This is a genomic window from Arthrobacter subterraneus (assembly GCF_900099735.1).
Classification (GTDB): Bacteria; Actinomycetota; Actinomycetes; order Actinomycetales; family Micrococcaceae; genus Arthrobacter_D; species Arthrobacter_D subterraneus.
The window spans coordinates 1-22,425 of record NZ_FNDT01000029.1 but is presented as its reverse complement, the minus strand read 5'-3'; the positions used below and the strand labels follow the sequence as shown (position 1 = coordinate 22,425).

The 22,425-nt window shown below is 59.0% G+C and carries 21 protein-coding genes; 5 read left to right on the top strand and 16 right to left on the bottom strand.

Going from position 1 to position 22,425, the window contains the following annotated elements; translation table 11 throughout:
- The 4 genes from BLS52_RS18590 to BLS52_RS16990 form a co-directional block, all read left to right on the top strand.
- Positions 1 to 207 (top strand): hypothetical protein (locus BLS52_RS18590; RefSeq protein WP_175460219.1); only part of this gene is annotated, 207 nt, incomplete at its 5' end.
- A gap of 794 nt (positions 208 to 1,001) precedes the next feature.
- Positions 1,002 to 1,505: a DUF1440 domain-containing protein gene (locus BLS52_RS17000; protein WP_090588324.1), complete on the top strand. Its 504-nt coding sequence runs from the start codon at positions 1,002 to 1,004 to the stop codon at positions 1,503 to 1,505.
- A 146-nt stretch (positions 1,506 to 1,651) separates the two neighbouring features.
- Complete coding sequence (locus BLS52_RS16995) at positions 1,652 to 2,722, top strand: glutamate--cysteine ligase 2 (protein WP_090588317.1); 1,071 nt, start codon at positions 1,652 to 1,654, stop codon at positions 2,720 to 2,722.
- 46 nt (positions 2,723 to 2,768) lie between these two features.
- Positions 2,769 to 3,410, top strand: coding sequence for a DedA family protein (locus tag BLS52_RS16990; RefSeq protein ID WP_090588315.1), 642 nt, complete (start codon positions 2,769 to 2,771; stop codon positions 3,408 to 3,410).
- Positions 3,411 to 3,828: 418 nt separating this feature from the next.
- On the opposite strand, the gene surE is transcribed toward BLS52_RS16990, so the two are convergent.
- The 16 genes from surE to BLS52_RS16910 form a co-directional block, all read right to left on the bottom strand.
- Complete coding sequence (gene surE / locus BLS52_RS16985) at positions 3,829 to 4,614, bottom strand: 5'/3'-nucleotidase SurE (RefSeq protein ID WP_090588314.1); 786 nt, start codon at positions 4,612 to 4,614, stop codon at positions 3,829 to 3,831.
- Positions 4,611 to 5,615, bottom strand: a complete 1,005-nt coding sequence (locus BLS52_RS16980; RefSeq protein ID WP_245702922.1) for a 1-phosphofructokinase family hexose kinase — start codon at positions 5,613 to 5,615, stop codon at positions 4,611 to 4,613. Before BLS52_RS16980 ends, surE begins: the two co-directional genes overlap by 4 nt.
- A gap of 182 nt (positions 5,616 to 5,797) precedes the next feature.
- Entirely contained in the window at positions 5,798 to 5,959 is a 162-nt protein-coding gene (locus BLS52_RS16975) for a zinc ribbon-containing protein (protein ID WP_090588312.1), read from the bottom strand.
- 10 nt (positions 5,960 to 5,969) lie between these two features.
- Entirely contained in the window at positions 5,970 to 6,635 is a 666-nt protein-coding gene (locus BLS52_RS16970) for a dienelactone hydrolase family protein (protein WP_090588310.1), read from the bottom strand.
- A gap of 777 nt (positions 6,636 to 7,412) precedes the next feature.
- Positions 7,413 to 7,499 carry a hypothetical protein gene (locus BLS52_RS16965; RefSeq protein ID WP_090588308.1) on the bottom strand — a complete coding sequence of 29 codons (87 nt, stop codon included), beginning with the start codon at positions 7,497 to 7,499 and terminating at the stop codon, positions 7,413 to 7,415.
- A gap of 103 nt (positions 7,500 to 7,602) precedes the next feature.
- Positions 7,603 to 8,271 carry a class F sortase gene (locus tag BLS52_RS16960; RefSeq protein ID WP_090588307.1) on the bottom strand — a complete coding sequence of 223 codons (669 nt, stop codon included), beginning with the start codon at positions 8,269 to 8,271 and terminating at the stop codon, positions 7,603 to 7,605.
- Positions 8,272 to 8,289: 18 nt separating this feature from the next.
- Complete coding sequence (locus BLS52_RS16955) at positions 8,290 to 9,069, bottom strand: CHRD domain-containing protein (protein WP_090588305.1); 780 nt, start codon at positions 9,067 to 9,069, stop codon at positions 8,290 to 8,292.
- A 218-nt stretch (positions 9,070 to 9,287) separates the two neighbouring features.
- Positions 9,288 to 10,124 (bottom strand): alpha/beta fold hydrolase, encoded by an 837-nt coding sequence (locus BLS52_RS16950; protein WP_090588303.1) that lies wholly within the window; start codon positions 10,122 to 10,124, stop codon positions 9,288 to 9,290.
- 204 nt (positions 10,125 to 10,328) lie between these two features.
- Complete coding sequence (locus tag BLS52_RS16945) at positions 10,329 to 11,462, bottom strand: glutathione-independent formaldehyde dehydrogenase (RefSeq protein WP_090588302.1); 1,134 nt, start codon at positions 11,460 to 11,462, stop codon at positions 10,329 to 10,331.
- A 200-nt stretch (positions 11,463 to 11,662) separates the two neighbouring features.
- Positions 11,663 to 12,523: a DUF2254 family protein gene (locus tag BLS52_RS19025; RefSeq protein WP_090588300.1), complete on the bottom strand. Its 861-nt coding sequence runs from the start codon at positions 12,521 to 12,523 to the stop codon at positions 11,663 to 11,665.
- Between the two features lie 73 nt (positions 12,524 to 12,596).
- The gene (locus BLS52_RS16935) at positions 12,597 to 14,942 is read right to left on the bottom strand and encodes a DEAD/DEAH box helicase (protein WP_090588299.1); all 2,346 of its coding nucleotides are present in this window, start codon (positions 14,940 to 14,942) and stop codon (positions 12,597 to 12,599) included.
- Positions 14,939 to 16,879, bottom strand: coding sequence for a site-specific DNA-methyltransferase (locus BLS52_RS16930; protein WP_090588297.1), 1,941 nt, complete (start codon positions 16,877 to 16,879; stop codon positions 14,939 to 14,941). The genes BLS52_RS16935 and BLS52_RS16930 overlap by 4 nt, the downstream gene beginning before the upstream one ends.
- Before the next feature lie 302 nt (positions 16,880 to 17,181).
- Entirely contained in the window at positions 17,182 to 18,102 is a 921-nt protein-coding gene (locus tag BLS52_RS16925) for a hypothetical protein (RefSeq protein ID WP_090588295.1), read from the bottom strand.
- Between the two features lie 119 nt (positions 18,103 to 18,221).
- Positions 18,222 to 18,734, bottom strand: coding sequence for a hypothetical protein (locus tag BLS52_RS16920; protein WP_090588292.1), 513 nt, complete (start codon positions 18,732 to 18,734; stop codon positions 18,222 to 18,224).
- A 12-nt stretch (positions 18,735 to 18,746) separates the two neighbouring features.
- Entirely contained in the window at positions 18,747 to 19,394 is a 648-nt protein-coding gene (locus BLS52_RS16915; RefSeq protein ID WP_217636790.1) for a hypothetical protein, read from the bottom strand.
- A 260-nt stretch (positions 19,395 to 19,654) separates the two neighbouring features.
- Positions 19,655 to 20,227: a hypothetical protein gene (locus BLS52_RS16910; protein WP_090588291.1), complete on the bottom strand. Its 573-nt coding sequence runs from the start codon at positions 20,225 to 20,227 to the stop codon at positions 19,655 to 19,657.
- A gap of 1,011 nt (positions 20,228 to 21,238) precedes the next feature.
- Between BLS52_RS16910 and BLS52_RS16900 the strand changes: the two genes are divergently transcribed.
- Positions 21,239 to 22,204, top strand: a complete 966-nt coding sequence (locus BLS52_RS16900; protein ID WP_090588289.1) for a DUF2332 domain-containing protein — start codon at positions 21,239 to 21,241, stop codon at positions 22,202 to 22,204.
- Positions 22,205 to 22,425 lie beyond the last annotated feature (221 nt).

The window sequence follows — 22,425 nt, the reverse complement described above, 5'->3', positions numbered from 1 at the left end:
CACCGAGAGCAGCGGAACCGGGAACCAGAGAGCATTTACGACGGCGACACTGACTCGGCTGAGGAAAACCGGGCCGAAGAGAACTTCGACGACGAGACACAGAACCCGGACCTCCCACCCGGCACCTACCCGTCCGATCCCAGCGCGGGTGACGCCACCACGCCACCACCGGACGAAGCACGCAAAGACGCAGAGAAACCCCGGTAAGCAGGGCAAGGATCAGCAGGTTCCAACACCATTGGCAGGGTGGGCCACCAAAAATAAGATGGCGGCCCCGGATGAGCCGGGACCGCCACCCTTGTTACTACTGGTCGCCGCACTTCTCGATTAACGTCAGCACAAGGCGAAACACGTTAATCAAAAAGTTGGCAGGGCCCCAGAGATTCTTCGGCTTACGCTTCAGTTTCACGTGGGTACCTCCGTTCTCTCGGAATGGAGGTACAACCACAACGCTGCTCAGGATTGCCTTCACAGCGGCGGGACACTACGCTTGAGGTGTTGAACGACAAGGAAATGCCCCTTGTAGTTGCACCACAGGAGCTAGAACTTCTGCCAAGGACCCGATGGCCGTCGGGTCCTTCGCTTTTTAAGCTCCAGTCCAGGACCGAAGTCCATGTGCCCAGCATACCGAGCAGCGCGACACCTTCTGCTGAAACGCAATCAATTCTCCGCTCCCCAGGCCCGTACAGGTCCAAAAAACATCCGGCTAGGCACCTCTATCCACAGGCTTTCCACAGACTTATCCACAAGGCCTCCTGTGGGCATCCAGAAACGACAGTTTTGGGGTCACCACCGGCACCTATCCGTCCCGCTCTCACAACGGCCCCATGAACCGTACGAACATCGGTCAGTCAACCACTCGTGTATGCGGAGGGTGTGGAGGGGTGCACCCGCCCAGGAATCTTCGGAGTCAAGCCCGGGAGATCCGGATCCTTCTTCTCCTAGTGTTTTCGGCACACGAAGCTAATAAGCTTGCTTACGAAATGGGAAGGGAGTTCCAGATGACCCACCAACGAAGTGATGCCCTCGACCTGGCTATGGGCGCAGTAGCCGGTGCCATTGGTGTATGGGTGATGGACCGGGTGGGCTGGTCGATGTACCGACGGGAGGACCCAACCGCGTTCCAACGGGAGCATGAGGCCCGATCCGAGCGCAGGGACGTCGCGCACGCGGCAGTCAAGAAAGCAGCCGATCTCACGGGAGCGCCACTGCCCACCCGTGAACCCAGCGGGGCTGGAATAGCGGTCCATTATGCGCTGGGAATCCTTCCCGGCGCCCTCTACGCTGCAGCCCGGCGCAAGTACCCAGCCCTCACCGCCGGGCATGGGACCCTTTATGGATTTGGGCTCTTTGTGCTGATGGACGAGATCACGGCGCCAGCCCTCGGTTTAGCCTCTGGCCCGGCCAAGTATCCCTGGCAGGCTCATGCAAGAGGCCTGGTCTCTCATCTTGTGCTTGGCATAGTCACCGAAACCGTCTTGGGGGCTTTCCGGCGAATCCGCTGAACACCGGGAACACACACAAACGCTTGGTCTGTCAGTTCCCGGACTATCTGCATGCACGACACGGGCACTTTCTAAGCGCATCGAAGGTCGGCGGTTGCATTGCTGCACAAACCGGAAACAATAACGCGGATCCTGGGAGGGACAGTATGAGGACTTTTGGGATTGAAGAGGAATTCCTGCTTGTGGACCCCGAGACCGGTGTGCCGCAGCCATCGGGCCAGGGAATGAGCAGCCATCGCCTAGGTGGGCGGTTGAGCCGGGAGCTGCAGCTTGAACAGATTGAGATTTGCACCAAAACACGTAGCTCACTGGCTGACCTTGCCGATGACCTTCGCGGTGCCCGCAGGATCGCCGACACCGCTGCCCGGAGAAACGGTGCCCGTATCGCCGCCGTAGGAACCTCTCCGCTACCCGTGACCCCCTCGGGCACACCAAGTCCGCGCTATGACGCCATCATGGACAAGGCCGGACTCACAGCACGGGAACAGTTGACCAACGGCTGCCATGTCCACGTTTCGATCGCCTCCGAGGAAGAGGGGGTGGCAATTCTTGACCGCATCCGGATCTGGCTGCCCGTTCTGACAGCGCTTAGTGCGAATTCGCCGTTCTGGGATGGCCAGGACACCGGATATTGCAGCTTCCGGTCCCAGGTCTGGGGGCGGTGGCCCACCACCGGACCCACCAAAATTTTCGGTACCGCGACTGCTTACCGCCGGCACGTCAGAAGCCTTCTGGATACCGGTGTGCCGTTGGACGAAGCGATGATTTACTTCGACGCCCGACTGTCCTCCCACCATCCCACCGTTGAGATCCGCGTAGCGGATGTCTGCCTTCACCACAGTGATGCCGTCCTTCTCGCAGCGCTAACCCGCGCACTCGTGGAAACAGCTGCTCAACAGTGGCAAGCCGGCCAGCCACCGGAAGCCGTATCAGCCGACATCGTGCGGCTAGCGGGCTGGCGAGCAAGCCGATACGGGCTCGAGCAGGACCTTCTGCATCCGTTGACGAGCAAACCCTGCCCTGCACGGAGTGTCATAGAAGCACTGATGGACCATGTACAGCCAGCCCTCGTCGAGGCCGGGGACGACGTCATGGCCAAAGAGCTGCTGGAGGAACTGCTATCCCGCGGCACCGGCGCGCGACAGCAACGCAGCATCTACCAGCAGACAGGGAACCTCTCCGCCGTGGCCATGATGGCGGCGGCCCTCACATCTTGAAAATGAAGGTGCACCGAAGATGAGTAGAGAGCAATCGGCCAACCCCATGCAGGCGAGCGGTTCGGTGGACGAAATGACTGGCATCGTTGGTCTCGCCGCACGAGCCATTGACTCCCTGGGTGAGTGGGGAGTGGGGATACTGACTCTGGTGGAAACGGTGTTTCCGCCCATCCCCAGTGAGGTCATCCTTCCGCTGGCCGGATTCCTGACCCGGCAGGGAAGCATGAACATCGTGCTGGTGTTTATCACCAGCACCCTCGGCGCCTACATGGGAGCGCTTTTTCTCTATGGGTTGGGACACAAGATGGGCTTGGAACGGTCCATCCGGTGGCTTTCGAAACTGCCGTTGGTGGATCGTGAGGACTTTGAGAGAGCAGCGGGCTGGTTTGAACGCCACGGTAAATCGGCAATTTTCTTCGGCCGGCTCCTGCCTGGCGTACGCAGCCTCATTTCCCTGCCAGCCGGTGCTGAACACATGAACCTGGCAACATTCAGCATCTTCACCATTGCCGGCACCGGTTTGTGGAACGCCCTCCTCATCGGATTAGGTGCCTTGCTCGGTACGCAATACGAACTGATCAACCAGTACTCACAGATCCTCAACTACGCGGTGTACGCAGCGCTGGCGGCCCTTCTCGCGTGGCTCATCATCCGGAATATCAGAAGACGCAAGGAAGCCAGCCACTAAGCCGGCCTTCACTTCTGAGCCGGCCCCCGTAAGGGCTGTCGATTAGCGTCGCTGCAGAGCAAGTACACCACAGGCCCCAACACTGGTCCCCAAGCGAACCCAGCTCCGACACCCTGCCAGATCTTGGGCATGCGTTGTAGCAGCCATCGTGCATGCAAAGCTACATCCGCTTCACCCGTCGGCGCTGAAAATCGATTAGGCACTCCCTCCTCTACATAGGACGGGGTGCCTGGGTTGCTATTCAGGTGTTTCTCATTTCAGTGGGCCAGTCTCGGTCGAGGGATGTGGCGAGGTACTGATCCTGCCTGCGCCGGTTTCGGCTTGCTCGTAAATCCGGGCGATATGATCCGGCGCGTTGTGCACCCCCTTGCCAGGCGATGTTGGACGCCGCTGAGGACCGGAACCAGCAGGGACAGCGCTACCAGGCAGATGATTTCGGCAAGCTTTCCTGTAGTGAGGGGATCACAGCTTCGGTGACCGCTGTGATCGCGGTGACGGGAGCGTACCCCGCAACCAGCAACTTGAAGTCGCTTTGTTCGTCCGCTTCGCCAATGGTGTCTTCGACCGACAGACGTACGTACTGCTTTCCGCGCTCCGCAAGGGTGGCCTGCACGATACCGAACTCTGCAAGCGTTGCCACACGATACTCGGCAGGCGTAGCTCCATTACGGTTGGGCACATTGAGGTTGAGTACCGTTCCGGGCTCATGTTTCAATAACGCCGGCAGCAGGTCCACAGCCATTCTTGCCGCACGCTTCCAGTAGAAGTTTGTTGGACTCAACCCAGTATCGAGAGACACCGCCATGCCGCGGCCGCCGTTGATACCTGCTGTGAGGGCGGCACCCACGGTGCCGGAATGCAAGATGGCGCGGCCAACGTTGGCCCCGCGATTGACCCCGGAGAACACAACGTCCGGTGGATCCCCGAAGGCACCATTCGCCGCAATCATTGAGATGAAGCCCGGCGCTCCTGACACTGCGAACGCAGGAACGCTTTCGAGGCCTTCAATAGTGCGTTCCTCAACCCGTATCCGGCCTTCTTCTTCCACCGCAAGGATGGATGCGCTGCTGCCGCTGTATTCCGCGGCAGGCGCGGCTATTGTCACCTCATGCCCGTTGGCTGCCAGTTCGGCAGCCAGGGCATGCAGCCCGGGGGACTTGATGCCGTCGTCGTTGGTTACCAGGACCCTCTTGGGTGTAGTCATCGCGTGAGCGATCCTTTCGCGGTTTCGTCCGGACTTGTGCCTTCAGCTGTGGCCGTGCTCTGCCCTCCGCTGTAGGGGATAATGCGGACCAGCCCCATCAGCTCACGAATTGTCTCGGCATCGCCTGTGCCCAGCCCATGCCGGGTGACGTTCAGCGCACCCGCGGCACTGCCCTGGGTAACGGCGTCGAACATGGACCTACCGGAAGTCAAGGCGGCGGCGATGCCGGCGGTGAGTGAATCACCGGCACCGCTGGTGTCCACGCTTTCCAGCGACGGCACGTGGACCTCACTCAACTCTCCCTCGTGAAGCAGCAGCGCCGGCTCCTGCGCCCGCGTCACGATCACCGTGCCGGCTCCTTCATCCACCAGGCTGTGCATTGCGGGTATCAGGTCCCCGGGCTTCGAGGAGTCTGCCCTACCGCTCTCCACCAGCTCATCGTGCGCAACCTTGACCAGTGCGACGCCGCCGCGCACGGCTGCCGTGAGCCGGTCACCGGAAAGGTCCACGATGACTGTGCACCCGGTCTCGCCCAGATCCGCAGCCAGACGGCGGTAGGCGTCATCCGGAACGATACCTTCGTGGGCGGGTCCGCTCAGGATGGCGGTCCCGGCAGCTATCCCGCCGCGCATGGTGAGACTGTACAACTGGTCGAGTTCATGCCGCGAGAGCCGGTGGCCTGGCGACTCCGCCAACTCCTGCCTCTCACCGCCCCGACGGTCGTGGATGTATGCGCCGCTGCTTCCGGCGCCCTCCACCGGGAGCACTTCAATACCTTGCCTTCGTATAAGGTCGCACGCCACCCTGCCTGTTTCACCGGCGAACACCCCGCACAGCGTGACTGACGCCCCCAGCGAATGCAGCATACGTGCCTGCCACACGCCCTGCCCGCCGGCGTGGATATGAATGTCCGCTTCCCCGTCGAGGTCCTCAACAGTCACCGTCAAGACCGGTGACGGCGCGAACACCATTACTGCATCCATCGCATCGGCTCCCTTCATGCTGTTCCACCGTCCACAGGTCCACAGCGGCCTGACAGAACTTTCGATGCTCGGACCAAATCTAACGCCCCTACCGCTCGTTGTATGACCAGGGGGTACTCATGCTCCGAGCTGAGGCGCTGGTGTCGCGGTGTTTGCGCATAGGTTCGTCGCGCTGGTGCTGAACCGGGTCCTGTGCGCGGCTAGGATTTGTTGCCGGGCTCGTTGCGTCGGGTCTCGTACTCCGAGTGCCCGTTGGGGCATTTAGGTATCTTGTCCCCAACGGTGACATGCACCTTTTCATCGCATTTCGCGCAGTAGAAGTCGCCGGTTTTTTGCGCCTTTTCGCCGGCATGTGCAGCCATGGTGCTTTCCTTATCGTAGTGATGATTGATTGATGGACGGCATTGTTCTGCTGAACCATGCAAGTGCACGGCGGGCGACTTGCTCAAGGGTTCCCGGTTCCTCAAATAAGTGGGTGGCTCCCGGCACCAGGGAGATTTCATGTTCGACCACCAGCCAGGCCGCAGCCTGTTCATTGAGCGCAATGACCGGCTCATCAAGCTCTCCGACAAGTAATAGTGTGGGAGCTTGGACCTTTGGCAGGGCGTCGTCGGCGAGATCGGGGCGTCCCCCACGGGATACGATGGATCTAACAACTTCGGGACGTGCGGCGGCAGCGCCCAGGACCGCCGCGGCACCTGTGCTCGCGCCAAATAGTCCGATCGGCAGTCCCGGGATGTCGAGCCTATCGGCAATCTCATCCACCACAGCTGTAAGCCGCCCCGTCAACAGTGAAATGTTGAAGCGGAGGGAGGCGTCCTGGATGTCACGGCGCTCCTCAGCCGCTGTCAGCAAATCGAACAACAGTGTTCCGAATCCGCCCTCGTGAAGCGTCGTGGCGACCTGTCGGTTACGCGGACTGCGTCGGCCGCTTCCACTACCGTGAGCGAAGATCACCAGACCCCGTGACTCGTTCGGGAGGTGTAGATCCGCGTCGAGCACCACACCTCCGGGACTCACCGTAACCTGATCGCTCATGAATGATATTCCGCTCCAAATCAAAAAGCGCTGATAAGGACAAAGGGCGATTACTTGCTGTTCGACTCTCACCGGGGCCCGGTGCTTAAAGTTTCCCCCATGGCAGCACCTGTTCTCGGCTCAGTGCAGGACCGGATTCTGGAGGGGCAGGACCATGTAGTAAGCATGCTGATCTTTCAGGCTATAAGACTTTTGTATCCCTGTACACAGCTCCCGCCCCGCCACACCCTCGCAAGATGCCCGAGCTTTTGCGGCAGGGAACCTCGGGCTGCACGGTCCTGGATCGGGTAAGCGGATATCTCTTAGAGCTGCTCGTGGCGGGGATGTGGGATAGGTCCGGGGAGTATGCGAGGCCGCTGGGATCTGTGGTCATTGCCCGCCGTTGATCATCCGAGTGTTCGATGGGCGCGAGGACAGCCTCCAGTACGCTCTGAAACCGTCTTCCCCGGAAGCAGGCTGTACACGCCCACCGCTTGCTTAAGGTGAGACTCTAAGCTGTTGGTGACGTGGTGGGTGTGTGCAGGCGGTCAGTCGGTTCCTGGCTGTCCAGGTGTGTGCGGGACAAGCAGCGAAGCGGGGAGGCTTTGTGCCGTGCACAGGTGGGCAGGAGGTTACAAACCCAATCCCTGCCGGCCCTTGGTGAACTCGACCGAACAACCGACGTAGAGGCCGCCCAGATCGAGCAGCTGGAGTTAATCCCGGTGTCTATCAGTTGGTAGGCAGTGGCCAACTGGATGCAACGTCAAGGACTCAAGCTTTAAGAACCCGGGGGAGCGGTCAGCCTGCGCGATCGGTGCTGTACTGGTTGCCATTCTTTTCGTGCGCGAGTTGGCTGCGGTGGCGGCGAATCAGGAAACAGGACATGCAGGTGAACTTGTCTGCTGAACCGGGACCACATGAATCTGCAGACGTTGGCCCGGGAGATAGAGGCTTTCCGTTAGTGATGGTTTGTTGCGGAGGTCCTGCTTCACTCGGTGTCGACGAGTGTGGCGTAGATGACGAGGTTGTCCACGAATTCTCCGGTTGATTCGGTGAACCCGTCGCAGGTGATCAAGCGCAGTTCTGCCTCTTCCACGGGGAAGTAGACGGCTTTGGTGGGGAAGTTGTTTTTCGGGTACAGCTCGCTTTTGTAGACCTCGAAAACCGCGGTTGATCCGTCTTTGCGGGTGACTTTAATCTGGTCCCCGTTTTGCAGGGCTTCCAGATTGTAGAAGACTCCGGATTCGTCCTCGGTTGAGTTCACGTGACCCAGTAATACCGATGGCCCGGCCTGTCCGGGAGTCGGGGAGCCGGTGTACCAGCTGGCAGGTGCACCTTCGTGATCGGGCGGAACTTCCAGGGTGTTGTCCTCCCGCAATCCGGTTTCGATGATCTCGCCGGTACGCTCCAACGTTGGTATGGCAAGACTGACCGGCGTCGACGCCTCCATTACCAGCGCTTGCTCGGCTTGTTCGACGGTGTCAGGTGTCGGGGAGGCCGATGCTTCAGCCGGAGCGCTTAACGTTATCGGCGATTCCGCGGGGTTGCCGTTGTCGGTGTCATTGGCGTCCGGGGAGGCGCAGCCAGCCAGTAACAGTAAAAGGACCGCCGCCCCCGCCGGGAGGCGGGAGCGGCGGCTGATCGCACTATGAATCATGGAACTGGTGGCTGTTCCTTAGCGGTCAGCTACCATGCGGCGACGGACAGCGTAGGCTCCGCCGAGTGCAGCGAGCAGACCGGCTCCGCCCAGCGCAACTGCGCCGGCGTCCGTGGTGGCGGCCGTCTCACCGGCTGCAGCAACTTCCACGCCGGTGTCAGCGCCGCCGGCAGGCTGCATCTGCAATGGTCCGCACAGGGCCGGGGCGGTTGCGGCAAGCGGCAGGGACTCGGCTCCCGGGAGCTCACTCATGGTCTCAGTCGCTGCAGCCGGCTGGGTCGCCGGATCCAAGCCGTGGACTACGACGACGGCCGTTCCGTTAGCCAGGGAATCCTGGGTTTCCTGGTTCAGCTCGAAGGTGCGCTCATAGGTGAAGGAGCTACCCGAAGGGGCGACCTTGATGTCTGTTCCAGCTTCGGGACCGGTGCTGCCCTCAAGGGAAAGGGTGGTCCCGATCATGCCGTAGGCAGGGTGTCCTTCCATGGTGCTGAGGACGCCGTCACCGTTGGCGTCATCGGCCATGGTGGGGCAGGTGCCCTGGGCGCCGACGTGGATGTGCTGCACGTGCGGGTACGGCGCGTCCATGAAGGTCTGAGCCAGCCCGGAAGTCTGCACTGTGACAGTTGCCTGGGTGCCGTTGACTTCAACCCAGGCCGTACCTGAAGCACCACTGTTGTTGAGCTGGTTCAGCGTCGTGGAGTACGAACCCGAGGCATCAGCTGCCATTGCGGGGCTGCCAGCCATGGCACTCAGGCCAAGGGCGACGGCTGGGGCGAGTAGAAATGCTTTCTTCTTCATCAGAGTTACCTCCTCATAGAATCCTGCGGTCAGATCTCGATCGCAGACAGACAGTTTTCCAGCTATGCATGGTGCTGTATGCGGTGCGAGTGGCTTCCCCCTGCAACCGACACTGCCACGGATGACACTCAACCTAAATAGCAAGCATGCTTATTGTTATCATTCCGTTATCAGTAACAACCGGCTCATGAATCAGGTTTGATGCCATCTTTGGAGGCTTACCTTGAGAGGAAGTCGAGCACGACCCGGTTCCACTCGTCGGCGTGGCTGACGTTGCAACCGTGCGGGGCGTCAGCGATGACGTGCAGCTCGCTGTTAGAAACTGCGGCGTGCGTGCGCCGGCCGGAGCCCTCAAAGGGAACCGTCCCGTCACCCTCACCGTGCAGGACCAGCGCTGGTACGTCTACTTCCGGGAGGTCTTCCCGGAAGTCGGTGGCGCCGAACGCCGTCATGCAAGCCAGAGCGGCCTTCTTGTCCGCCTGCTTGCACAAGGCGATTGCTTCCTGGCGCTGCTGTTCGGTGACCTTCAACTCGCCGTTCACCGAGAAGAACTCGGTGGTGAACTGATCGTAAAAGGAGTCCTCGTCCTTGGTGAGGTTCGCGGCCATTTCCGCCGCCTGCGACTTGCTCAGCGGGCCGTCGGGGTTGTCATCGGTCTGCATCATGTAGGGCGGGACGGCGGAGGCAAAGACGACGCTGCGGATGCGCTCGGAGCCGTACTTCGTGAAGTAGCGTGCCACTTCGCCGCCGCCCATGGAGAACCCGATCAGGGTGACGTCGTTCAGGTCCAGTTCCTCCAGAAGCGCGTGCAGGTCCTCGGTGAGGGTGTCGTAGGTGTAGCCGGTCATCGGCTTATCGCTACGGCCGAATCCGCGCCGGTCATAAGTGATCACACGATACCCGGCACCCTGCAGCGGGCCTACCTGGTTCATCCACGACTCACCCGAAAGCGGCCAGCCGTGAATAAGGACGACCGGGCGGCCTGAACCGCCGGTGTCATCAACGTGCAGGTTGGTGTCCTTGAACAGTCCGTGGTGAGCGGTTACTTCAGTCATAGCTACCTCCATTTTGTGGTTCGGATTACGGTGTTCTGCCGCCAGCATCCACCACCCGCAGGAACGGGGCGGTGAAGCTTCAACGCCGCCGCCCGGGTGACGGGGAGGCATCGACCTTCGCTTCGAGCGGGATGGGGCCGGATGGTCGCCTGGTACGACGTGGATCACCTGACCGGGTGACCCGAGCGCCGTGGCCGGTGCATGTCAGGGGTGGATCAGTACCTTGGTGTAGCCGTCTTCGCGCTTGTCGAACCGGCTGTATGCATCGACGGCCTCATCGAGCGAGACCTCGTGCGAGACGATCCAGGACGGACTCGACTTGCCCCGGATAATCAGGTCGCGCAGTTCCCGGTTGTACTTCTTCACCGGGCACTGCCCGCCGGCGATGCTGATCCCCTTGGTGAAGGCCTCACCATAGTTGAAGGGAATGCGTCCTTCCTTGGCGAGCTCCGAAGAGGCACCGGGGTCCTCGGGGACATATACGCCGACGACGCCGATATGTCCGGTCGCCCGGACCACTTTCACCAGGTTGTCGAGCACCATTTCTGGGTGTTCTTCTCCGGTGTGGTCGTGCGCCTGGTAACCCACCGCCTCGATCCCGCAGTCTGCGCCGAAACCGTCGGTGCCTTCCATGATCGCCTCGGTGGGGTCAGTGTCCGCGAAGTTGATCGCAGTGGCACCGATCTCGGACGCTAGGGCGAGCCGATCTGGTTCCTTGTCCACGACGAACACCTGGGATGCGCCTTTGATCATGGCGCTGTGCGCGGCCATCAAACCGACCGGGCCGGCACCGAACACCGCCACCGACTTGCCCGGGGCGACCATGGCCATCTCTGCCCCGTGGTAGCCAGTGGGGAAGATGTCAGACAGCATCGTGAAGTCGGATTCGTTCTCCGTGCCTTCCGGCAGCTTCAGCAGGTTGAAGTCGGCCCAGGGGACGCGCAGCAGTTCAGCCTGCCCGCCCCAGTAGGGGCCCATGTTCGGATAACCGTACCCTGCGCCCGGCTGTCCTGAGGGATTCGATCGCAGGCAGGCTGAGGTGTACCCGTTGTTGCAGTTACGGCATGTGCCACAGGCCAAATTGAACGGCACCGAAACCCGATCACCGACGCTGATGCGGTCGACTCCGGCGCCGACCTCTTCGACAATGCCCATGTTTTCGTGACCGAGCACCATTCCGGGGTCAAGGGCGGCACGGCCCTCGTAGGGGTGCAGGTCCGACCCGCAGATATTGGCGGTGGTGATGCGGATGACCGCATCCAGGGGCCCTTCGATCTTGGGGTCCTCCACGTTTTCGATGCTGAGTTCATACGGCGCTTTGAAGACAACGGCTTTCATGGCAGCTCCTGTTCTCTCGATTCTTGCAGGACCGGATCTTCGAAGCGCAGCCCCGCATAGTAAGCATGCTGAGCTTTCAGCCTATGAGGTTTTGGCGTCGCTGTATACCGGTCCCTTCACCATTCATTCCGCATAATGCCCGGGCGTTGACGACACCGAACCCCCCGATATGCGCGTTCTGAAACGGGGAAGCGGGTACTTCAGGGCTGTTCGTGGCTTGGCGTGTGGGATAGGTCCGGGGAGGACCCGAGACCGCTGGGATCCGGGGTTAGTGCGCGCCGCTGGTCATCTGAGTGGTCGACTGAGCCGCGGACAGACTCCTGTAAGAGTTTCCGCTGGTGTTCCAGCGCCGGGCGTCGTTCCTGTGGTGCGAGGCTGAGCAGGTCCTCCAGCGCGGAGCTGAGCCGGCGGCTGATCTGTGGTGATGCTGCCCCAGTGCGGCGTATCTCGTCGAAGGATAGCTGGACGAAGCCTTCCCAGGTCAGGGCCGGAACCGATAAGCGCAGGACGCCGTCTTCGTCCTTGTACTGGCCTGAATGCAATGGGCGGCGGACGATGTGGCGCAGGATGTCGTGAAGCCGGTCGATTGCCTGGACCGTGGTTGTCGGGTCAGCGAACGGGCCCGATGACACCGATCCCAGGGCGATGTCCACGATCATGCGGATTCCGTACGCGACATCCCGGTTCAATGTCCGTTCCGGTCCCAGCACCACACAGCGGATGATCGCATTTCGGTCCAGGTTCTCCGGCATGTCGGAGGAAGTGATCCTCCGAAGCTGCCCCTTCTCGGCAGCGAAAACCTCAAAGCTTCTAGGAATCAGTCCGAAAATCGACGGCCAAGTACTGCGCAGGATGCTGACGTCTATATCCCATGTTGTCGGCTGGGGTATCCGAGCCAAAGATCCAAGGCCACGCCGCCGGAGAGCCACCAACGGCCTTCTGCCTCCGCAAACATTTTCATCACATCTGACGGGGCCAGCAGTATCCAGGGGTGCTGCTCCTCGGCCAGCTGCATTGAGCCAGTATTTCACCGAGGGACTCGACGCCGTTGAACACGACATGTTGCCGGTTAGCGAGGATGAGACTTGTCGGGCGAGGAGTAGTTGCGTTCCTTATCCAAGCCGGACGGTTTCTTCATCCAATTCGGATGGTGTCTTCGTTGTGTGCGCTCGGAAGCAAGTCTGCGATGAGTTCTTCGATGTTGGGAAAGTGACGGGCTCGTCGAGACCCATCCGGTTTAAGACCCCATAAGGTGTACCCCTCAGTGTTGATTTTTTCGAAAGATGACGTGATCTCGCCGGGGGTGACGAACTTGATGATCAGTTCTGTTGCTCCGTCATTCCGGGGTTCGACAGTGAGCAGCTTTCTTCCTGCCTCGCCTTGAAGTATGTGGGCGCCCTTAGTGTCGATGCAGACAACTGAGTCGTCAGTCCACACTGTAAAGTCCGGGTAGAAATTTTCCGTGTCTCCGATAGAGACGAGGGGTATGCCGTATCCCGTCCGCGGCGGATTTCTGAACCAAACAAGACCTGTTTTGTCCAGAGCACGCGCGAAGGTTCGTTCAAGGGGGTTGAGCTGGTCGTATACGCTGTGGAGTGCGTTGCTGAAACGGTCCACCTCGTCTTCACGAGTGAGGATTGATCCAACCGTGAAGGGGTTGGATTTTCGTTGCACGAGACGGACGTTCTCAATGTAGACCTGAGCTACACGGCGCGCCAGGTCCTTAATCTGCTCGAAGGCTTTGCTGCCTACACCGACCTGCACGTCGAAGAGCTCATCGGCTGTATCGGCCACATCGAGCGCTCTTGGGAAGAGGCGGAGAACCTCACGATGGAACACCCAGCGAGCCGACACTTTGTTGGATTCCTGGTAATCCTCCCATCCGCTTTCGACCTGGGTGGGTGTGCCAATAACTTGTTCCACAATCCGCCTGCTGCCGGTGCCTGTGGTGCTCTTCTTCGCTTCCGAGTAGTCAAGCATTCCTGCTAGGAGAGCTTCGACTGGGCGAACGGCGCTCCGGGAATCGAGCGCTGTTCGCGGTATGGAGCGTTTGAGTTTTGCCTTGATTTCTCGGGGCTTATTACCCGAGGGTGCGGAGGTGATGATTCGAACCTCTGGGGCGTCGTTACCTAGTCGAGCGGCAACCTCGTTCAGAACGTCGTTGAACACTTCATTCCGGTCGACCCGAACGTAGAAGTGTGCGGTATTTAGCCGCTGGGGAGGATAGTGCGTGACTCCGGGCTGGCGTAGGACGCGGCCGATGACCTGTGTGATCTGTATGTTCGATTCCATGGATTTGTCTACGTAAGCGAAGTAGACGCTGGGATCGTCCCATCCTTCTTGCAGTGTGAGGTTGAAGATTATGTGTCGATAGTTGCCAGCGGTGAAGGAGTCATAATCCTTGTCGGCTCCGTTGAACAGCACGAAATCGGCCGGGAGGGGATAGTCCCGGTGTACTTCAAGATTTGCGTAGACGGCAACTTCTGAGGGATCGATTCCGCATTGTTCAGTGAGATAGCGCCAGATGAGGATGGGTGGAGCTTGTCGCTGTCCGAAGGGCTGCTGCGGGGCATCTTTCCTGTAAGCGTCGTCTGCAAGCATGTTGGTGTTGCAGACGTAGATAGCTTTCGGTTGAACGCCTATCCCGTACTCAGCCGCTGCCTCCTCAGCTTCCCGCATGTCGGAAAGCATCGCCGAGACAGTCTCTTCCATGGGGCTGCGATAGCCAGCCATTGAAACTGTGTTCTTGACCAGTCCCTCGGATACAACGGCTGAAGAAGTGACGGAGGTGATGAGCCAGTCGTCAGTGCGTCCCGCCCGCTTGAGGTGCTCGACTTCCTGGACCATCAATTGGGGAAGCCGCATGGTCGCGCTTGCCAAAAGGATCGCATCAGGTTGAAGTTGCAGAAGGAGACCGGTCTGCTGTTCTGAGAGATTTTGAGCTTCGTCGTAGACGACCACTAGCGGTCTGCGGCTACCTGTTGAGTCAGTACGAGTCCGTAGGGCATCCCAGGTGGAAGTCCCTGTGTTGTCGATATCGGCATCGAAGATGTTCCGATTGCCCTTTTCCATGTCCTTTTGGTTGAACGTGCCGACGGTAGCGAAGTAGACAAGAGGAGCGGAGTCGGACTCGACGTCAGCCGGGTTGTATTCATTGAGAAGCCGGACGGTGGCCAGGCCAAGGAGATGGTTGTACTTACCGCTCGGCACGAGATTGGCGAAGCTTTGTTCAACAACCACTTTTCCCTTGGACAGCCAGAGAATTACTGGCGCAGGTTTCAAGACAGCGGCAATCTGTGCCACGGCGTCGGCGAGAATTACCGTTTTGCCGGCACCGGTCAGCGCCGCTAGAGATTGGAAGAACGGTACGGATTGAGGGTTGTTCTTCGTTCCCTTCAGCACTTCATTGCCTTGGTACTCGATGAACCTATCGGCTATCTGCGTCGATGCCTGCCGTTGGAACGGTAGCAGTGAGATCATTGTTCCCCCTGATCTGAGTAGGCTTCCGTCCGCATGTCTAACCCGAAATCGATGAGAATCTGATCCGGAATACGGAAGAAGCGGACGTCCTCTGTGCCATACAAGTTGTATCGAGCGTAGACGTTGTACACAGGTTCCAGCTTCGCCCGAATGCCTTCGGCCACGCAGGCCTCGTACACATCTTCAGTGAGATCCGTATTCCCGTCCGGGCCCTCCCAAATGAGGTAAAAGCCATGACCGTCTGCGTTTCGACCTACGAGGTACTGGTAGGACAAATCATCAAAGGTTTGTAGAGAGCTGCCACGCCTGCGCCCCGAGTCGTGATGAGAAGCAATGACGGTGTCGACCATCTCATCCCGCTCCATGCGCAGAACGACCTTGGCGTCGACCTGCTTTGTGAGTGATTTGAAACTGTATCCGCCCGGGATTGGTTTTCCTCGGCCGTTCGCCCAATCTCCGGTGATCACGCGGCGCAGACGATCTGCTGTGAGGGTCCGCGCGTATGAATCTCCGCGTTCAGGCCGGCCTTGTTCAATCAGAATGAAGCGGCGATCAGCGCCCTGACGGTCGTTGAGGGCCATTACGGCATGCCCTACGGTGCCTGACCCAGCGAACGGGTCGAGAACTAAACCGTCAGGCGGGCACCAAAGCTGCACGATCTTTTGAATGAGCTTCAGTGGTTTGACTGTTTCAAATCCATGGCCTCGACCAACAATCGCAGTCAGTTCAGCTATACCTGACTGACTGTGCCCTGACTGTTCGTGGTCCCAAGACACCGGCCCCAGCTCTTCCGGGATGGGGTCGAAGGTCTCATCTGCCCAGTAGGTTAGTGGCACGATGCCCTGCTTGACCTGCGACAGATAGGTTTTTGTATTGGGGCGACCTTCCCCCATACGCGAGAAGAAGAGTCGTGGCCAAGGTCCTTCGTCATGTACTTTTGTCGCCCTTTCCCGGGCCGCGACTAGGACAGGGTCTGTTGGATCGATCGGAAACCGAGTGCCCTTGAGCACAAGTGCTTTCGATGGTGCCCCGTCATGGAGGTCTCTGGTCTCGTATGTGCCACCCCACTCTTCAAGCCAGGATTTCATTCGCCGACGTTCGGCAGTCCAGTGTCTACCCTGCGGGGGGTATTGCATCTCTCCGGTGAAGGGATTCTGTATTCCGTAGACCTGGCCCTTGTGGTCATCAGCGCCCTTGGCTGAAGCATCTGACGGGCGCCACATTCCCTCTGGATCGTTGTCCGGGTTGCGGTACTTGGAGTTTGCGCTTTCGCTCCGCTCGAGTAGGGAGGTCGATACCTTATCAACGTCTCGTGCATACACCAGGACGTATTCGGTGGCTGTAGAGATGTGTTTATTGTCGTTGCGAGGAGCGTACGATTTCTGCCAGTTGATGATCGCAAGCCGGTTGGTCTCACCGAAAATTTCATCGAGCATTTGCCCGAGGTGAAATAGTTCGCGGTGATCGATGCAGATGGCGAGCACGCCACCTTGCCGAAGCATGGCATGCATCATTTGCAGGCGAGGGAACATGAAGTTCATCCACTTGGTGTGACGTGCGGGATCATCAGATCCCACAAATTCCCCCAGACCAGGGTCATTAGGGTTTTTCTCCCATTTGTCGTTGTATCTGAAGTCGTTGCCTGTGTTGTAGGGGGGATCTGTCAGGATCAGGTCTATCTGTCCCCGCCATCTATAGAGGGACGCCAGCGATTGAAGATTGTCGCCCTCAAGCAGCAAGTTGTGGGCGCGTTGTTCGGTGGAACCTACCGAGAGGTTAGGTACGGAGCGTTGGACCCTCGGGCGGACCAAACGACTGAGTTCGCGTGCCCGTTGTTTACCAGTGAAGGAGAGATTTACGCCGGCGCCTGTCCGTTCCTTAATGATTTCGATCAGTTGCTCTACGGACAGTTGGTCGAGGTGTTCGAGATCGTCCATAAGGAACCTTCCGGCGACGGGCAAGATCGAAGCCCGATCTGAGAGTGGTGATGGCTAGCGACGTTGCCAACTCGATCAAGATTCAGGCAACTCAAGTAATTAGATCAGTGCCCACCCCCAATCTCGAACTGCCCGCTGGCTGCCCGGCTCGAGTGCAAATTGGGTGAGCTGCACGAGGTGAGCAAGCATGGTTAGCACTCACAGGTTGGACTGCCGAGTTCGAGCTCCGGCGGAGTTAAAACGCCGACTGAGGCATCATCGCTGCTCATCTGCTAAGAGTCGGCCGACCCGGTGCAGAGCTGTCAGTTCGGGTTCCCGCAATCGACGTCATCGTCGTCTGGTTCCTCTTCACGCGCACGAATTCGTTCGAAAGCAACGTGCAACTCCTCTTCAATGGTTACGTCGTCGGACAATCTCGCGATGTGATAGTTGAAGAAATCGGCGGACGTGTGAATGAAGGTGGAAGACACCACCTCGCCTAGAAGCGGGAGATCTTGAGTCGTGTAATAGGTAGCTATGTCGAGACTTGTCGCCACCCAGCGGGCTTGTCGGTGCAGACTCAGGACAACGCCGACCGACGGCTCGTACGTTGGTGTCGTCAGGTCTTCCATCACGCTCGCTGCGGTGCTTTCGAGTCCGACCTCGCTTAGCTCGGCTCCCATCGCGTACGCTGACGCTTCCTTGAGTGAGATTAGCCGTCGCACTTCCTCCGGAAGCGAAACCCTTGCAGCAAGAGCAGACCACTCGTTGTAGGTGTTGACCTCAGCGGAGTCGTTCCACAGTGAATCCAGATGCTCGTATCGTCCGGCCCCATTAGCGAACCGCTCTATCGTCTTGGTGAGATCGGGGTCGAGTGGATCCGACGGCCGGCTGAGATGCTTCTTTTTGCGCTCTGCGGTTCCAGGACTCGATGGGGGAGGGGTTAGCTCCTCGACGGCGTCAAGGAGGTCGCCGATCTTGTGCGAGTACTTGCGTAGATTTGGGAACTCTCCGGTGGTTGCGTAGTTGTTGCAGGCGATCGCTAGCTTGCACAGGCGCTCCAAGCCGGATGAATAGGAGTGCATTCCTACGTGAAGTGCGTAGTTCAGATCTTTGCCGTACCAAGGGGCCAGTTCGAATTCGGCTGGGACGGAGCATAGCCTCCGGAGCCCAGTCAGAGTTAGTTCTGCAGCGAACTGGGTCTCCGCAACGAGGCTCTCCCAGATGGCTGGGCTTAAGGTCATCCGGTCATTGAAGCCGAGGCAAGCATGTTCCCGCAAGACCGGCGAATCTATCGGTGCCGCTGATGCAGCTCTTGTGCTTGTACGATGTTTGGGCCTCCAAAGCCCGTATCAGGTGTTCGTCATAACCTGCGGTGGACGTGGTAACAGGAGGGGCAGTTCAAGGTGCGTGAAGTTTCGACCGCCACGTTATTGATCTCCAGCAGTACCTCCTCGCGGATGTCTTCCCACCTGTGCTGGTGGTCAACGAATACGGACCATGCCTGGGGGACGAGGTCCTTGCCGAGGACGATTACTGAAGCTTTGATGGATAAGCCCCAATGCTTCATAGTGTTGAAGTCACTTCGAGGGTAGTTTTCGGCGGTCTGTACGATCTTCAACGCGTGATCCAATTGCATCTGTAGTTGTGTCTGCTCACGGAGGAAGGCCCGCTCGTCCTCCATTGCTCCTGTGGCCTCGCGTCGGTCACTGTCAGCACGCTCATCCGCTGCCCGGCGGTCATCTACTGCCAGCGCCATCGCCGTTGCTCGGTCCTTCTTGCCATTGAGCAAGGCAACCCATAAACCCGCCACTGTGACGATCGCCAGGAACATTTGAACCAAGTTGCCGACAGCAGGGTTAGCTAGGTAATCCATCAGTGCGCTCCCTCAGCGTTCGATTGGGGCTGAGGAAGATCCCGGTGCCGGCCTATGCGTCTTCTCAAAGCGATCCAGGATTCTGATGAAGCTCTTCACGCTGTCCTCGCTCTTCTCCTGTCGCACGTAGGCAAGGACCACGTCCCGGTCGTACTGCCCTAGCTCGGCAAGCCTTTCGAGATGGCCAATAGTCATTCGTTCTGCGATTTGATCGTGCCACCCCTTATAACCCTCGAAGACGATACCTTCGAGTTCTTTGCGTCCTGCCTCCGTGAGGTTTGTCGACATAACTGCGCTAGTTATTACGTTGTAGGCCCCGACAAGCTTGGCCCACCCCTCGTATGACTCAGTGGGCCACTCGACTACGACGATGACACTCTTTTCCAGTCGTGTGGTTTTACTCATAGCCTTGTACGTCGGGCAGTAGGCGAAGACGATTCCACCGTCCATGATGCTGCCGCTGCGCTCTGTAACAGAGGGCGTCTTGGTCAGTTCGTCAGGAACGTTCGACTTCGTGCTGCAGACAACCGTCAACCGGGCGCGGTGTTTATCTCGCAGATACAGTGCTAAGGCGGGTGTGTTCTGATAGACCGGCTTGTCCTGCACCCACGGAACATAAATAAACTGATGCTTGAGGATCTCGTCCTCCAGTGCTGCCATCGCTTTCCCCTTCTTCAGCAGTTGCACAGAGGATAAGACGCGGCACCGACATTCTAGGTTTGCCCATTCATACCCCCTCGTGGGGTGGGGCTGCACCCAGAAAGCGTCAGTCAACGGATGGATCACGTGCGATGCATGCAGTGAATTGATTGCATCAAGCTCATGAAATGCATAAGCTATTGCATGAGCTTCCATCCTGCGGGTTGGAAGAAGTGAAGCCAGGACCCCCGCGATATCACGGGACCTGGCTTTCGCGTTTCCTAGAGCTTGATCGGACAGACCGCGATGTCCTGCTCAATAATCGACAGGTACTGCGTTTCGCCAGTTTGCGCGTCCCCGTAGGCGCCTAGTACCTGGTCAGCGATCCAGAGCATAGGTTCCTCAGAGCCAAGCTGCCAGTCAACCCGCAATCCCATCGGCAAAGCATTCTGTCCCCGTAGTTTCGGGATGAGATTACGGTCCCGTTGGTTCAGTGATTCGGTACGGGATTCGAGCACGACGCGGGAGCCCCCGAGATCCTGCACCTCCCAGCAGAGCCGTTCCAGGCACTTCGCCCGTGCCCGTTCCTGCCGGCGAGGATCCAGCGGAGCTGCAACGACCACTAAATGGTCAAGTCCGAGAGATCCCACCGTCTCGACCGAACGAGCTTTCGCTTTCGGTTCCAAATCCCGCCAGTGAAGCTTCGGTCCAGCCTTATGGATAGAGTGCATGGCCTCACGGGCCCGTTCGGCGGTTGGCTCGTCCGCCAGCGCCACTCCGAGCAGATACATGGGTTCGCTGACGTTGGTGACACGCATGCTCTCATCACCCCATGCGCCAACCGTCCCGCCCACCTCGAGTTCCTCCTAGCATCGTTTACCAAGTCGAGGCGAAGTCGAAGGACCTACCGCGCACACCCAGTTTATCGACGGCGGGAACTGCTGGCCGCCGACCATGGCGTGCAGGTTCAGCACACATTGACTACATCCGACTTCATGTATGGCAAAAACGACCCCTTGTGACATGGATGGTTCTGATCTGGGGAGGAGCGTCTGAGGTGGCATCAGATGCCAAGTGCGAAACCTTCGCGATCATTCATGCTTCCTCGACGGGTTTCGAAACAGGCAACTTCGAGTTATTGGCCAAGGAACCTGGCGTGCGTTGCCTGCACTGAAAGACCTGACTCAGTTGTGGGAAGTACGTTCTACTTCTTGGGCGGTCCAGATGTCAGGACAGTCGATGACCGCTATACCAAGAACGGACTTGTGGTCCTGCCTTAGGGTGCAGCTATGTCGGACACCGTATTTCCTCCATTCAAAGTGACCGTCGCTGCAATTGACCAGTTGGTTCACATGGGCGGCAGTTGTCGGATTGACCTGGAATCCGGCGGCTGTTGCGGAACCACCTATGTCTTCACGCGAAACCGTTATGAACTCACTGATGCGAGGTACGGGTGCCCGGGAGCGGAATTGTTCGTTAGCGACAGTGCAGCAGCGGTTCTCGTTGGAGCGACTCTGGACTACAGCGCGCAGATCAAGCCTCCACGGTTCAGGGTGCTAAGGAACCCGAACACTCCAAAACGCTGCCCGTGCAATCGCTCCTTCGGGCAGGACTGGCCCGGCAAGGGCCACCCGCAATGCCGGGCAAGATGCCCCATGCCCTGGACGACAATCGAGTAAGTCCGCCCTATAGCCAATCGGCCAGTAGTCACGACGAACTATTCGAGCTTTGGAAGCGGCCGTGTTAATGGATCCTGGCACGCTTCAGGGTGGACCAAGCGTGAACGCTATGGATGGTGGCATCTGGGCTCCGGGTTAGCTGCAGCCTTCGTTCGTCCTGACCCGGGGTGACGTAGGGTGACGGGCATGGAGAATAGAACAGCATCGGTTTACCGAAACTTTGCTGAGGTTGAAGCCAGGGGAGTGTCTCCTGTCTTCTTCGATTGGGCGAGTTCAATCGCCGATGATGAGGACGTACTCGCTCTTATTGGGGAACTGCCCCTCCGAAAGCGTCAGCCTAACCTCGTCTTCGCTGCCGCGCGCTTCAAGGGCGCTCCAGTCGCTGGCTACGACGAGTTCAGGTCTTGGCTGCTGTCGCACTGGACGAGGGTCGAGCCGGTAATTCTCGAACGATCCACTCAGACAAATGAAGCCGGCCGCTGCGCGGTATTACTGCCCGCTCTGAGCCAGCTTGAGGGTCCCCTCGCCCTCATCGAGGCAGGCGCTGCCGCAGGTCTGTGTCTATACCCAGATAAGTACAGTTACCGCTACGACACCGGCAATGACGTCGTGTCACTTGATCCGGTTGAAGGTCCGAGCGCGGTGGAGCTGCCCTGTCGCATCGATGCTGAGAGTGTTCCGAATAGGTTGCCTGAAGTCGTGTCGCGAACCGGAGTCGACTTGAACCCGCTGGATGTCAGCGATCCTTCCCAGGCCGAGTGGCTCGAAACGTTGGTTTGGCCCGAACACGACGCCCGACGAACTCGGCTGCGATCTGCTGCCACGATTTCTGCAGCAGAACCCCCGGCGATTCGGCGAGGAGATCTGGTCCAAGCTATCCCTGACCTGGTCCACGCTGCCCCACACGGCGCGAGAGTAGTGGTCTTCCACAGCGCTGTGCTTGTATACCTCGAACCAGAACGCCGTGCCCAGTTCGCTGCCCTGATGCGATCGATGCCAGATGTGACCTGGATCAGCAATGAAGGTGAGCACGTGTTGCCAGAGGTTGCCGAGCAGATTACTGCTCCGGTCAACGGACGGACCATACTCGCTGTGAACGGTCGAGCCAAGGCACTCGTGGGCCCCCACGGCCAGAGCTACGAACGGCTCTAACTGAAGAAGCCCCGGCACGGAAGATATGTTGCGTTAGGGTACACGTCGCGCAACAGGTCGATGCTGGCCGGGAACCTGTTGCGTTAGGTCCGACTCTCGAGCTTCGCCACAGATCTGTGCGACGGTCCAGGCTCCAGTGCATCGTTTGAGGAGATCGCCAACGTGGTGGGTGTCTCCGTCGCTACGATTTATCGGTACTTGGCGAATTGATTCCAAGCAAC

Excerpts from the sequence above, each read along its gene's own strand:
- BLS52_RS16990 (WP_090588315.1), top strand. The coding sequence starts at position 2,769 with ATGCAGGCGAGCGGTTCGGTGGACGAAATGACTGGCATCGTTGGTCTC.
- BLS52_RS16915 (WP_217636790.1), bottom strand. The coding sequence starts at position 19,394 with ATGGCAGCACTGGAGGACGAGATCCTCAAGCATCAGTTTATTTATGTT.
- BLS52_RS16925 (WP_090588295.1), bottom strand. The coding sequence starts at position 18,102 with ATGACCTTAAGCCCAGCCATCTGGGAGAGCCTCGTTGCGGAGACCCAG.
- BLS52_RS16955 (WP_090588305.1), bottom strand. The coding sequence starts at position 9,069 with ATGAAGAAGAAAGCATTTCTACTCGCCCCAGCCGTCGCCCTTGGCCTG.
- surE (WP_090588314.1), bottom strand. The coding sequence starts at position 4,614 with ATGACTACACCCAAGAGGGTCCTGGTAACCAACGACGACGGCATCAAG.
- BLS52_RS16950 (WP_090588303.1), bottom strand. The coding sequence starts at position 10,124 with ATGACTGAAGTAACCGCTCACCACGGACTGTTCAAGGACACCAACCTG.
- BLS52_RS16965 (WP_090588308.1), bottom strand. The coding sequence starts at position 7,499 with ATGTCCTGTTTCCTGATTCGCCGCCACCGCAGCCAACTCGCGCACGAA.
- BLS52_RS16935 (WP_090588299.1), bottom strand. The coding sequence starts at position 14,942 with ATGATCTCACTGCTACCGTTCCAACGGCAGGCATCGACGCAGATAGCC.
- BLS52_RS16995 (WP_090588317.1), top strand. The coding sequence starts at position 1,652 with ATGAGGACTTTTGGGATTGAAGAGGAATTCCTGCTTGTGGACCCCGAG.
- BLS52_RS16900 (WP_090588289.1), top strand. The coding sequence starts at position 21,239 with ATGGAGAATAGAACAGCATCGGTTTACCGAAACTTTGCTGAGGTTGAA.
- BLS52_RS16970 (WP_090588310.1), bottom strand. The coding sequence starts at position 6,635 with ATGAGCGATCAGGTTACGGTGAGTCCCGGAGGTGTGGTGCTCGACGCG.
- BLS52_RS16930 (WP_090588297.1), bottom strand. The coding sequence starts at position 16,879 with ATGGACGATCTCGAACACCTCGACCAACTGTCCGTAGAGCAACTGATC.
- BLS52_RS16920 (WP_090588292.1), bottom strand. The coding sequence starts at position 18,734 with ATGGATTACCTAGCTAACCCTGCTGTCGGCAACTTGGTTCAAATGTTC.
- BLS52_RS16945 (WP_090588302.1), bottom strand. The coding sequence starts at position 11,462 with ATGAAAGCCGTTGTCTTCAAAGCGCCGTATGAACTCAGCATCGAAAAC.
- BLS52_RS16980 (WP_245702922.1), bottom strand. The coding sequence starts at position 5,615 with ATGAAGGGAGCCGATGCGATGGATGCAGTAATGGTGTTCGCGCCGTCA.
- BLS52_RS16960 (WP_090588307.1), bottom strand. The coding sequence starts at position 8,271 with ATGATTCATAGTGCGATCAGCCGCCGCTCCCGCCTCCCGGCGGGGGCG.
- BLS52_RS17000 (WP_090588324.1), top strand. The coding sequence starts at position 1,002 with ATGACCCACCAACGAAGTGATGCCCTCGACCTGGCTATGGGCGCAGTA.
- BLS52_RS19025 (WP_090588300.1), bottom strand. The coding sequence starts at position 12,523 with ATGTCGTGTTCAACGGCGTCGAGTCCCTCGGTGAAATACTGGCTCAAT.
- BLS52_RS16975 (WP_090588312.1), bottom strand. The coding sequence starts at position 5,959 with ATGGCTGCACATGCCGGCGAAAAGGCGCAAAAAACCGGCGACTTCTAC.